The sequence below is a fragment of the Aequorivita nionensis genome (genome assembly GCF_046352995.1).
GTDB lineage: Bacteria > Bacteroidota > Bacteroidia > Flavobacteriales > Flavobacteriaceae > Aequorivita > Aequorivita nionensis.
Genome location: NZ_CP130281.1, coordinates 673225 through 685181, shown reverse-complemented (window position 1 = coordinate 685181; position 11957 = coordinate 673225). Strand labels below are relative to the sequence as shown.

Genomic DNA, 11957 nt, shown 5'->3' with positions numbered 1-11957 from the left:
AATTATGAACATCAAACAAATCCCCATTATCCTATTTTTGATATCATCGCTTTATGGATATTCTCAAGACGGTATACCAATATATTCAGAATATTTAGCTGATAATTTATATTTATTGCATCCATCAATGGCAGGTGCCGCAACGCACAATCAACTACGTTTAACTGCGCGTCAACAATGGTTTGATCAAGATGAAGCACCAAACTTACAGACACTGAGTTTTAATGCAAGACTTGGAGAGCGATCTGGTGTAGGTGCTATTTTTTATAATGATAAGAATGGTTATCATTCGCAGACAGGAGGGTACGTTACCTATGCTCACCACCTTATGTTTTCAAGAAGCGAAGCTGATCTTAACCAATTATCATTTGGTTTGAGTGCTGGATTGACGCAGCAAAGGCTTGATGAGACTAAGTTTCCTTTAGACGATTACGATCCGGTAATTGCTGGAATTGTTCAGAGTACTTCCTACTTTAATGTGGACGCAGGTTTATCATATAATTTCTTGAATTTTTCGGGACATTTCACAGTGAAAAACATCATTTTTCAGAATAGATCTATTTATACGGAAAAGTATGAATCCAATAATCAGCGGAAATATTTAATGTCTGCAGGATATGCCATTGGTAAATATGGAGCAGATTGGAGCTATGAGCCTTCTTTCCTTTTTCAGTGGAGTGAGGGAACCGGCGAACAAGCAATAGACGTAAATTTTAAAGCATATAGAACAATGGACTTCGGCCAATTGTGGGGTGGATTGTCTTATAGAAGAGGTTTTGATGGTGCTGATTATTTGAATGGTAGTGAAGTAAAGGGTCAAAAACCCCAATACTTTTCTCCAATCTTGGGTATTAATTTCAAGAACTTTATGTTTGCTTACACATATACCTATCAATCTGGAAATGTTAGATTTGATGGCGGTTCATATCATCAAATAACTTTGGGCTATGACTTTTTGGGTGGAAGACCAGAACCTTATGATTGTAACTGCCCTGCAATAAACTAATTTTTTTGTTTTATAAGAAAATGCCTGATAGATTAAAAGCGTCAGGCATTTTTTATTCTTTAAAAAGTTTTATTCCCAAGTATAATTCTTTTTTTCAGCTTGCTTTTTTATAGCTTGAACCATTGCGTTTTCTAAACCATTATTAGTTTCTTTCGTGTTTTCTGCAATGTATTTTCTGCGTTGTTCATTCAATTCCATTATTTCATTTTGAATTGCTTCTCTTTCATTTCGCTTCGTTTCAAGATATTTTTTTATTTCCGAAGTTGTTTTTCCCTTCAGTTCCTGTGGCAGTTCGTCTTTTTTCAATTTGTCATAGCTGAAATCTGCTTCTTTTTCAGCATCTACCAAATCCCAAGTACTGTTGGTGTAAAGATGGCTTCCTTTTGAAACCGTTCGGCTCACGGCGTTTGCCTTGCTGTATTCCTCGGCATTTGCGTCCTGCTCCTGTTGCATGGTTTGTTTCATTTCTCCACGCGTTCCATAAGGCACATAGGTGTTGTTCAATTTTATGTTTAGTTGAATAATTACATCATCATAAGGAGAGGGAACATAAACAGTTTGCTGGTTTTGATTGATGGCCATATAATCGCCATAAGTAAGTTGGGCGCCATCTTTCCAGTAACTATCAATTCCGTGTTTGTAATCGCCACAGAAAATAGTATTTACTACAATACCGTCTTCTTTTGCGGCCATTGCAACATCTTTATAATTAATTTTGCCTTGGTTGAAAGGTTCATTACCCGCAATAAAAACCATTTTTAAATCATCATTTTCGTTTCCCCAATCAAGTTTATTTAATGATTCCTGAATTACCGCCCCGCAGTATTCGCTTCCTCCGTTTGTTGTGAGTGAAAAAAGTTCTTTCGATACATCGTCCAAATCTTCAGTAAAGCTTAAAATTTTTCGGATGTAATTGTCACGCGAACTCAAATTATCATTCCCGTATTCGTATAAAGCAATTTGAAGTTTCGGTCTGTCATTCCTGCATTTTGCATAACTAAGTTCGTTTACAATTTCCCAAAGTTGGGCCTTAGCTTGATCTATCAATCCGTCCATACTGTTGCTTGTGTCTAAAAGTAGAGCCACTTTTATGTAGTGGTCTTTCTTTGGGTTTTGGGTTTCCAATTTTGCCAATAATTCCTTATCGGTTTTCTTAGTTTCAGCTTTGCAAGAAATTGTTAGCGTGAAGACTGCTAAAATTAAAATGAATTGTAATTTTTTCATATTTTTCTTTTTAAATGAATTTTCAACTGTATAAACCTAAGGCGAACTTTTTGCGAAAAAAACCTATTTTGAGGAAGTGATTTCTTTGAATTAGTGAAAAGTATCTTTGGTTGAGTGAAGTATTCTTTTTTCACCTTTGCAGAAGCTATTTCAGAAAAACGTAATTTTAAGCATTGCTGCAAAGTGCGTATGTTTACCGTTTTAAAGACGAAATGAAAAAACTTGTTTTTCTTTTTTTTATAGTCACCCTTTTTTCTTCGATAGAAAGTTTTTCGCAAGTAAAACGGTCTTCAGAGAATAAATCATTTATGCTGAAGGGCGAAGTGGTAGATAGTGAAACTAATATGCCCATTGCTAAGGTAAATGTTGAGATTTTGGGCGGGCAGTATACAACCACAAATGGGCAAGGCAGATTTGTTATATCAGCCAAAATAGGTGACGAACTTGTTATAAAAAGCGATGACTTCGTAACGGTTTATCATTCCATTAAAAAAAACGACTTTATAACCGTACGGGTCGAAAAAGCCAAAACGGCCGCCGCGCCAATTGTCTCCAAAAGTTCCCAGGAAAAAGGGGAAGTGGGTTTCAATGTTTATTTGGACTCTGCGAAATTCTTTCTGAAAAAGGACGCACAAAAAAGTATAGAATATGTTACTAAGGCGCTTGAGCCAAAGCGCGGTAAAACCATTTCAAATAAAGAGAATAGTTTGGCCTTTGAAACTTTGGGCGACATCAACTTGTTTTGGACTTTGCCAGACCTTGCTGTTGACAACTATAAACAAAGTATTCAAAACAGTGCAAGTACGGATGTTTCAATTAAGTTGGCAAAAGCTTTTGCGCAGAACAAAAACTATCAGGAAAGTATTTCAGCATTTCAAAAATTACTGAAGGATAACCTTTCGGCATATCAAAAAGTGGAAGTTTATGAAGGTTTGGGCGATACCTATAAAGCAATTGGCGATGGTGTGAAAAGCGTTTTCAATTATCAAAAAGCATTGGATGTTGCTAAGGAGAATAAAATTACTCCAAAGGTTACAAACCTAAATTCCAAGATTGGTGAAGCTTATGCCCAGAGTGGTGCTTTGAATGAAGCCGAAGAATATTTTGACAATTCGTTGAAACTTGCCAAAAAAGAAAATAAACAGCGTGCAGTTACCGAAAAAAACAAAGTAGCCGATTTTTACAATCAAAACCGCGAATATGAAAAAGAAATCCAGCTCCGTGAAGAGACACTTGAAGAATTGAGTACAATGGGAAAAGCTGCTACGGTTGATGATGAAGCTCTAACTCCACAGCGTCAAAACTATAAAATTGCAAATGCCTTTGTGGCGCAGGAAAAATACAAACAAGCGATTCCTTATCTCGAAAAAAGTATTGCTGAAGCTGATAAAAAGGAAGATTTGATTGTTCAAAAAGATGCCGTCAGAAAACTTTCAGAAATTTATAGAGACATAGGCGAATTTGACAAAGCCACAGAAAGCTATCAGCGTTATGTGGAAGTGGTGGACGAACTTTACATAAAAAAAGAGCAGGAAATAAGCCAAGCGGCGCGTCTAAGCAAAGAAATCACACAAAAACAAAACCGAATTGCCAGTCTGGAAAACGACCGTAAACTTAATGAAAGCCGATACAGGCTTGCCTTTGAAAACCAAGAATTGATTGAAACAAACAACCGAATTCAAAAGTGGGTTATCATTTCATTGGTCGTTATTGTTTTATTACTGGTTTTTGCAGCTTATACACAGTATAAAAACGTGAAGCAGCAGAAATTTGCCAATAATATTTTGGCGCTGAAATCGCTTCGGTCGCAAATGAATCCGCATTTTATTTTTAATGCACTGAATTCCGTGAATAGCTTTATTGCAGTAAATGACGAACGCACGGCAAATAAATATTTGACTGATTTTTCACTGCTGATGCGCTCCGTTTTGGAAAACAGCGAAGAGGATTTTATTCCGTTGGAAAAGGAAATTGAATTGCTGGAACTTTATGTGAAATTGGAACATTTTAGGTTTAAGGATAAATTTGATTATAAAATCACGGTTGACGAAAATATAAAATTAAACGAGTTTGTAATCCCGCCAATGTTGCTTCAGCCGTATGTGGAAAACGCCGTTTGGCACGGACTTCGGTACAAGGAAGAAAAAGGGTTGTTGGAAATTAATTTCGTGCAAATAGATGCTGATACCATAAAAATTTCCATTGTCGATGATGGAATTGGCCGTTCAAAATCGCACGAATTCAAAACCGAAAACCAAAAGAAACAAAAATCAAAAGGGATGGGAAACACCCAAAAACGGATTGCTATTTTGAACCAAATGTATAAGGACAAAGTGGATGTGAAAGTGGAAAACGTTTTTGAAAATAACGAAGGAACCAAAGTTGAACTTATTTTAAAGAAAGACTGATGAAACTAAATGCAATAATCGTTGAAGACGAAGAAACCAGCCGCGAAATTCTGAGGAATTATTTGGCAAAATATTGCCCGAATATTGTCTTGAAAGGCGAAGCTGCAAACGTAGATGAAGCTTTGGTTTTAATTAGAAACAATGACTTGGATGTGGTTTTCCTCGATGTGGAAATGCCTTATGGAAATGCTTTTGATTTGCTCGATAAAGTGGGCGACCGTCAATTTGAAACCGTTTTTGTAACAGCATACAATCATTATGCAATTGATGCTTTAAATGCACATGCTTCCTATTATTTGCTGAAGCCAATTTCAATCGATAAATTAATTGAAGCAGTTGATTATGTTTCAGAAATAAAAGCGAAGGAAAACAACCTTCAGAATTCAATTTTAAAGCCGCTACAAACACAGGTTGCCGGCAAGATTACAATTCCGCTGCAAAATGGGTTTGAAGTGCTTCAAATGGAAGATATATTGTATTGCCAAGCCGATGATAATTACACGCAGATTCATTTAAAAGTTGGGAAGCGTTTGGTAAGTAAAACCCTAAAATATTTTGAAGACTCATTGTCGGAAAATGGATTTGCGCGTGTCCATAAATCCTATTTGGTTAATGTGAACGAAATTACCGAATACAAAAAAGGAAAGGGTGGGAGCGTGGTGCTTTCCAGCGGAAAGGAAATAATGGTAAGCCCATCGCGAAAACAGGGACTACTCGCTTACTTCGTTTAAAAAAATTTTTCCGAAGCTGTCGAAACGCACTTATATGGTTGTATATTAGCGCTATGGATATTGAGGTTATTAAAACCATATATTTTCTTCCGATAAATAAATGCCATTTCCCTAAGCCGACTCTATGCCGATTGTAAGCCGACCGTAAGCCGATTCTATGCCGACTCTAAGCCGACCATACTTCCTAGTTGCTCGCTAGTTACTCCCTATTAAATATGTATTGCAATAGTATTGTCATTAGCTTATCTATACAATACAATAACATTAAAGGATGGGTCTGTCACTTCGTTTTTAAAGGTGTATTATTTTCAAATTAAACTGTAATTTTATATCCTTAATTTACCCAAATATTAAATATAATATACAATGATAATTAAACCTATTAGCGGAAAACACCCACAAATTCCAAAAGATTGTTTTATTGCTGAAAATGCCACTATTGTTGGTGATGTAGAGATGGGAAACGAATGTAGCGTTTGGTTCAATGCCGTAATTCGTGGCGATGTGCATTTCATCAAAATGGGCAATAAAGTGAATGTGCAGGACGGCGCCGTAATTCACGCAACTTATAAAACTTCGCCCACAACTATTGGGAATAATGTTTCCATTGGACACAATGCCATAGTTCACGGTTGTACAATCCACGATAATGTTTTGATAGGTATGGGAAGTATTGTTATGGACGATTGTGTTGTGGAAAGTAATACCATTATAGCTGCTGGCGCTGTGGTTTCAAAAAACACGAGAGTGGAAAGTGGAAGCATTTATGCAGGCATTCCTGCCAAAAAGATAAAAGACATAAGCCCTGAGCTTACAAAAGGTGAAATAGAAAGGATTGCAAATAATTATGTTATGTATTCTTCGTGGTTTAAGGAATAATCAAAAATCTATTTTCTCAACTGAAATCTTTTCTGAATACTCTTTCAGTAGAAATTTTAAAGTATCCGTTTCAGCATTTGTATAAAACTGAAGTTTCGGCTTTGTATTTTCTTCGCGAAGCAAATTCAAGCTTTGCAAAACTGTTTTAGTTTGCCTTGCAACCGCCTCGCCGGAATCGATAATTTTCACGTTCTCGGGAAGAATTTTTTTCAACTGCGGAATAATATACGGATAGTGGCTACAGCCCAAAACCACATAATCAACATTAGCGTCAATCATCGGTTTGGTATGTTTTTTTAAGAGCGAAATCATTTCTGGGCCATCAAGATTTCCAACCTCAATGAGTGGAACAAGTCCTTCGCCAATAATTTCAACAACATGTATGTCTTTTGTAAACTCTCTAGTGGTTTTGCTGAAAAGAGCACTGCTCAACGTTCCTTTAGTGGCCAAAATGCCGATACTTTTTGAAGAAGTTTGTAGTGCGGCAGGTTTTATTGCGGGCTCTATGCCAATAATTGGAATATCATATTTTTCCCGAAGTGTGGAAATGGCATTTGTAGTAGCTGTGTTGCAGGCCACAACTATTATTTTACAACCTAGTTCGAGTAATTTTTCAACATTCTTAATGCTGAGCGTGGTAATCTCTTCTGAAGATTTATTTCCATAAGGAGCATTCTTGCTGTCGGCAAGATAGATTATATTCTCAAGAGGAAGCAGTTTATGGATTTCCTGCCAAATGGAGGAACCACCAACTCCCGAATCAAAAACGCCTATGGGATTGTTTTTAGCCATATCGTAAAAGTAGCCAATTACTTCAAATTTTGGTATAAAAAAACTGCCCGTAAATAACGGGCAGTTTTAAATTTTACAGTTTTAAAAAAAGAATTACATTCCTAAATCTTTTTTAACATCTGCCATTAGGTCTTTACCATCTGCAAGAATAACACCGCTACCTACAGTTGAGTCCAATACATATTGGTAGCCTTGGGCTTTAGCTACTTTTTGAATTGTAGATTGCGCTTTTTCAAGGATTGGCTTAAATATATCTGTTCTTTTCTTGTCAAGATCCTGAAGTGCTTGTTGTCTGTATGCTTGAATATTATCTTGCATTCCCTGAACTTCTTGGAATCTTTTTTGGTTTTCTTCGTCAGTTTTGGTAGTGGCCTCAGCATCATACTGCTTCATTTTGGTCTCTAGTTCCTTGGCCATTGCCTTAATCTCTGTGTCGTACGTTTTTTGAACTTTTTCCAACTGGCTCTGCGCTGCTTTGTATTCTGGCATTGCTTCAATTAGCTCTTGTGCATTGATATGTGCAATTTTTGATTGAGCATTGACAAAACTTGTAGCTCCCACGAAAAGTGCAATTGCAACTAATAACGTTTTCATTTTTTTCATTGTAAGTGTATTTAATTTTAAGTGTTATTTTATTTGATAGTATTGATTATAAAAATTTTATATGTGTTTACTGGCCATTTTCACCACCGTCGCCTTCATCTCCACCACTTGGAGGATTATTTTTGTTTTGACGGGAGTTCATAATGGAATCTTTTCTTTGTTCTCTTTCCATAATTAAACGTTGTCTGCGCGCTTCAAACTCTGCTTTCTTAACGGCTCTTATCGAGTCACGCTCCTTTTGACGCTGGGCCATCATTTCTTCACGTTCGGTTTTTTTGGCCTCAACTATTTTTTCACGTTCCTCTTGTTTTTCTTGAATAGCTTTTTCTCTTTCGGTAACAGCTCCTTCTTCTTCAAGTGAAAGTTTTTCGCGTTGTTCTATTTCGCGCTTTTCTTTTTTATCAGCAGCCTGAACTCTTCTACCGGCACGCTCAATGCTTCGTAATACTAAATCACTGATATCATTTCTTTTTGCTGCAAAAAGCATTACAACATCTGCAGATTTGTCAAAGATGAAATCATACTTTTTGTTTTCTGCAATTTCTTGAACAATATTAAAAACCTGATCTTGGATGGGCTGAACCAATTGTCTGCGCTGTATCATTAAATCACCATTGGGGCCAAAACGGTCCTGCTGATATTTTAACATTTCGTCTTCCTTGATTTTTATTTCCTCTTCGCGTTCATCGATCAGTTCTTTTGTTAAAAGAACCCTTTCATTGGCTAGGTTCAATTTCATTTGATCAATTTCCTTTTGTTTTTTCTCAATATCCTGTTTCCAGCGCTGCACTTTCCCTTCTAATTGTATGGAAGCTTCTTTGTATTCAGGAACACTTTCCAAGATATATTCCATATCAATATATCCTATTCTAACGCCTCTTTGTGCTTCTGCCATGAAGGTGAAGCAAAAAAGGGCAAGGGTAAAAAAGAGTATTTTTTTTGTCTTCATATTATTTGGTTGTTGTTTAAGAAAATATCGTGCCAATTTTTAAAATTGTTGTCCAATGATAAAGTGGGTTTGCCATCCATTTGGCTCTGTTCCGCCCAAAACAGGGTCAAATCCATATCCAAAATCAATACCCAATAATCCAAATGCTGGCATAAATATACGTAATCCTGCGCCAGCGGAACGTTTTAGTTCAAAAGGATTGTAATCCTTGAATCCATCAAAGGATGCTCCACCTTCCGCAAAACCAAGCACATAGATGGATGCCATCTGTGCAAGAGTAACAGGATATCTTACCTCTAACGAAAATTTATCATAAATCGTATTTCCGTCAACATTAGATAAAGATTGGTTTGGGTAACCCCTTAATTGAATTACCTCGCGGCCGTCCAAACTATAGGCTCCAAGACCATCACCTCCCACAAAGAATCTTTCAAATGGTGGAACACCGCGGTCTTGATTATAAGCTCCCAAGAACCCAAATTCAGTATTGGTGCGGAGTACTAATTTTTCATAAAGACGGGTGTACCAGGTTCCTTTGAATTTGATTTTATAATATTCTAGCCATTTAAAACGCTCTTGGTCAATTTCAGAAATCCGTTGTGAAGCATTTACAAAATCAGGACTATCTCTAGAAACAAGTTCAAGTTGATCTCTTTCTTGGGATAATGCTTTGTAATCTATGTTGTTAAATGACGAATAAGGCAGGGTTAATTTAGCGGTAATACTAAAGTCAGAACCTTGTGTTGGATAAATAGGGTTAGTAGCGGTATTGTTTCGGCTTATACCAACGGTATATGCCAAGTTGTTAGAGTAACCATCCCCAAAGGTAAATAACCCTGTGTTGTAATTGTTCAGGTTGTAATGTTGGAAACTTATGGCGTTGGACCATACAAAATAATCATCTGGCCACTTAACCTTTTTTGCCAAACCTACGGATCCCCCAGTTATGGTAAAACTTCTGGATCTGTCTGCTTGTCTATTATTGTAATCGTAAAAATTTTGTATTGTGTGTGAAAAAGATGTGGATAATTGTACAGGTTTTTTTCCGCCCAACCAAGGTTCGGTTAATGATAGACTATAGGTTTGATAGTAACCACTTGCTTGTGCTCTAAGTGAAAGTTTTTGCCCGTCACCCATAGGTAAAGGCTTGTATGCTTTAAAGTTGAAAAGATTGCGAAGTGAAAAGTTGTTAAAAGAAAGCCCCAGTGTTCCCACAAAGCCGCCACCACCATAACCTCCTTGAAGTTCAATCTGGCTGGATCCTTTTTCAACAACGGAATATTCCAAGTCAACAAGGCCGTTGTTTTCATCTACCTTTTTAAAGTTTGGCGTAAGTTGTTCTGGATCAAAGAAGCCCAATTGACCTAATTCACGTATGGTTCTTATAACATCACGTTTGCTGTATTTCTGGCCTGGACGTGTTCTTAATTCTCTATAAATAACGTGGTCGTTGGTGCGATCGTTTCCTATTACAGTAACGTGGTCAAAGTAGAACAGGCTGCGCTCCATGATCCTGATTTCAAAATCAATGGTGTCATTGCGAACTGCAACTTCTACAGGATTTATTCGCGCGGCAAGGTATCCGTTGTTTTGGTAGAGGTTTGTCATGTCTTCTGCGTCTGGCGCCGAATCATCTTGAATACGCTCCTGCAGTAAAACGCCATTATAAACATCACCTTTTTTTATTCCTAAAATTTGACGTAGTTGACTGTCTGTAAATACACTGTTTCCGATGAACTTAATTTCACCAAAATAATACTTTTCGCCCTCCTCAAGTTTTATGTCTAGGGCAATGTTCTTTTTGTCCAGAACCCTTAGAGTGTCGCTTACTATACGGGCGTCACGGTAACCGTTTGCTTTGTATTTTTTAAGAAGTGATTCTCTGTCTTCCTCAAAACCCTCTTCAGTGAATTTTGAACGTTTCCATACACGAGCAAAGTTTTTACGTTTTGTCTTTTTCATGGAACGTCGCAGTTTACCATCGGTAAAATGCTCATTCCCTTCAAAGTTAATCTCCTTTACTTTAACACGTTTACCTCTGTCTATAGAAATAATCATGTTTTTTGAGACTTCTACACCTGTTGAATCTTTGAAAGAAGGGGTGCTGATAGTTACAGCAGTATTGTAATATCCTTCTTTTTTGTATTTGTTTGAAATGTAGTTTTTTGTAGTGTTAATAAGGTTTTTCGTTATTTTAGTTCCAGCCTTTAGATCATTGTCTTTAATGATTTCCTTTTTCTTCGCCTTGCGAATACCTTTGCCGTTTATTACTACTTCATTAAGTTTTGGCAATTCTACAATGTATAGTTCCAAATCCACATTATCGCCTTCAATGTTTGTAACATAAAAAGCAATATCGCTAAAAAGGCCTTGTTCCCAAAGTTTCTTGGTCACTTGACTCAGTTTTTCACCGGGAATGTAAAGACGGTCGCCTTTTTTAAGTCCTGTAAAAGCAATCACGGTGAGCTCGTTAAAGCTTTGTGCTCCAGAAACAGTTATATTGTTTATGGTATATTTTTTACCGCTGTCAAGTTCTTTTTGCTGTGCCTGTAGTGTAAAAACGGAAAGTATTGTAAATAATAAAATACAATAAGATTTTCTGTATGTATGCAATAGGGAACTATTGATTAAGTTGTTCACTGGTTTTTCCAAATCTTCTTTCTCTGTTTTGATAATTTAAAATTGCTTCAAAAAGATGGTTTTTAGTATAATCCGGCCAAAGTGTTTCAGTAAAATACAGTTCGGCATATGCTATTTGCCAAAGCAGAAAATTGCTGATGCGCTGCTCGCCACTGGTGCGGATCAATAAATCTACATCTGGTAAATTTTGCGTGTAAAGATGATTATTTATTACCGTTTCATCAATATCATGCGGCGAAATTAGGTTATTTTTAACTTTAAGACTAATCTCTTTTATTGTTTTTGTAATTTCTTCCCTAGAACCATAACTTAGGGCAAGTGTTAGGGTCATTCGCTTGTTGTTCTTTGTTTTATCAATAACATCAAGTAGTTCATTGTGGGCTTTTTTTGGAAGTGCATCTAGATTTCCAATAGCATTGAGCCTTATATTGTTGTCCTGGAGCGTTTTTATTTCTTTTTTGAGGGAAGAAACCAAAAGTTTCATCAATAGTTGTACCTCCAGTTTTGGACGATTCCAGTTTTCGGTAGAAAAAGCATAAAGTGTTAAAAATGGAATTCCAATTTCTGCGCTTCCTTCAACAATCTCACGAACTGCTTTTGTGCCGTTTTCGTGACCCATAGACCGAAAAAGACCTTTCTGCTTTGCCCAACGCCCATTGCCGTCCATAATTATGGCAAGGTGTTGCGGGAGTTTGTTTAAGTCTATTTGGTCTTTTTGATCCATT

At 36.8% G+C, this 11957-nt stretch carries 10 protein-coding genes; 4 read left to right on the top strand and 6 right to left on the bottom strand.

Annotated elements, in window-relative coordinates; translation table 11 throughout:
- Positions 1 to 4: 4 nt before the first annotated feature.
- Positions 5 to 1006, top strand: a complete 1002-nt coding sequence (locus Q2U82_RS03140) for a type IX secretion system membrane protein PorP/SprF (protein WP_410006271.1) — start codon at positions 5 to 7, stop codon at positions 1004 to 1006.
- Between the two features lie 69 nt (positions 1007 to 1075).
- On the opposite strand, the gene Q2U82_RS03135 is transcribed toward Q2U82_RS03140, so the two are convergent.
- Positions 1076 to 2230 carry a vWA domain-containing protein gene (locus Q2U82_RS03135; RefSeq protein WP_410006270.1) on the bottom strand — a complete coding sequence of 385 codons (1155 nt, stop codon included), beginning with the start codon at positions 2228 to 2230 and terminating at the stop codon, positions 1076 to 1078.
- A gap of 212 nt (positions 2231 to 2442) precedes the next feature.
- Between Q2U82_RS03135 and Q2U82_RS03130 the strand changes: the two genes are divergently transcribed.
- From Q2U82_RS03130 to Q2U82_RS03120, 3 genes are all read left to right on the top strand, one after another.
- Positions 2443 to 4638 (top strand): histidine kinase, encoded by a 2196-nt coding sequence (locus Q2U82_RS03130; RefSeq protein ID WP_410006269.1) that lies wholly within the window; start codon positions 2443 to 2445, stop codon positions 4636 to 4638.
- The gene (locus Q2U82_RS03125; protein ID WP_410006268.1) at positions 4638 to 5369 is read left to right on the top strand and encodes a LytR/AlgR family response regulator transcription factor; all 732 of its coding nucleotides are present in this window, start codon (positions 4638 to 4640) and stop codon (positions 5367 to 5369) included. Before Q2U82_RS03130 ends, Q2U82_RS03125 begins: the two co-directional genes overlap by 1 nt.
- Before the next feature lie 366 nt (positions 5370 to 5735).
- Positions 5736 to 6248: a gamma carbonic anhydrase family protein gene (locus Q2U82_RS03120; protein ID WP_410006267.1), complete on the top strand. Its 513-nt coding sequence runs from the start codon at positions 5736 to 5738 to the stop codon at positions 6246 to 6248.
- Here Q2U82_RS03120 and murI read toward each other — a convergent pair whose 3' ends face one another.
- The 5 genes from murI to Q2U82_RS03095 all read right to left on the bottom strand — a co-directional run bounded on the left by murI (position 6249) and on the right by Q2U82_RS03095 (position 11956).
- Entirely contained in the window at positions 6249 to 7040 is a 792-nt protein-coding gene (murI, locus tag Q2U82_RS03115; RefSeq protein ID WP_410006266.1) for a glutamate racemase, read from the bottom strand.
- Between the two features lie 93 nt (positions 7041 to 7133).
- Complete coding sequence (locus tag Q2U82_RS03110; protein WP_290255300.1) at positions 7134 to 7643, bottom strand: OmpH family outer membrane protein; 510 nt, start codon at positions 7641 to 7643, stop codon at positions 7134 to 7136.
- A gap of 67 nt (positions 7644 to 7710) precedes the next feature.
- Entirely contained in the window at positions 7711 to 8592 is an 882-nt protein-coding gene (locus Q2U82_RS03105) for an OmpH family outer membrane protein (protein ID WP_410006265.1), read from the bottom strand.
- Between the two features lie 39 nt (positions 8593 to 8631).
- Positions 8632 to 11232 (bottom strand): outer membrane protein assembly factor, encoded by a 2601-nt coding sequence (locus Q2U82_RS03100; RefSeq protein WP_410006264.1) that lies wholly within the window; start codon positions 11230 to 11232, stop codon positions 8632 to 8634.
- Positions 11213 to 11956 (bottom strand): isoprenyl transferase, encoded by a 744-nt coding sequence (locus Q2U82_RS03095; protein WP_410006263.1) that lies wholly within the window; start codon positions 11954 to 11956, stop codon positions 11213 to 11215. Before Q2U82_RS03095 ends, Q2U82_RS03100 begins: the two co-directional genes overlap by 20 nt.
- Between the last annotated feature and the right edge of the window lies 1 nt (position 11957).

Bases quoted from the DNA above. Each gene is read 5' to 3' on its own strand.
- murI (WP_410006266.1), bottom strand. From the start codon at position 7,040: ATGGCTAAAAACAATCCCATAGGCGTTTTTGATTCGGGAGTTGGTGGT.
- Q2U82_RS03135 (WP_410006270.1), bottom strand. From the start codon at position 2,230: ATGAAAAAATTACAATTCATTTTAATTTTAGCAGTCTTCACGCTAACA.
- Q2U82_RS03105 (WP_410006265.1), bottom strand. From the start codon at position 8,592: ATGAAGACAAAAAAAATACTCTTTTTTACCCTTGCCCTTTTTTGCTTC.
- Q2U82_RS03130 (WP_410006269.1), top strand. From the start codon at position 2,443: ATGAAAAAACTTGTTTTTCTTTTTTTTATAGTCACCCTTTTTTCTTCG.
- Q2U82_RS03140 (WP_410006271.1), top strand. From the start codon at position 5: ATGAACATCAAACAAATCCCCATTATCCTATTTTTGATATCATCGCTT.
- Q2U82_RS03120 (WP_410006267.1), top strand. From the start codon at position 5,736: ATGATAATTAAACCTATTAGCGGAAAACACCCACAAATTCCAAAAGAT.
- Q2U82_RS03110 (WP_290255300.1), bottom strand. From the start codon at position 7,643: ATGAAAAAAATGAAAACGTTATTAGTTGCAATTGCACTTTTCGTGGGA.
- Q2U82_RS03095 (WP_410006263.1), bottom strand. From the start codon at position 11,956: ATGGATCAAAAAGACCAAATAGACTTAAACAAACTCCCGCAACACCTT.
- Q2U82_RS03125 (WP_410006268.1), top strand. From the start codon at position 4,638: ATGAAACTAAATGCAATAATCGTTGAAGACGAAGAAACCAGCCGCGAA.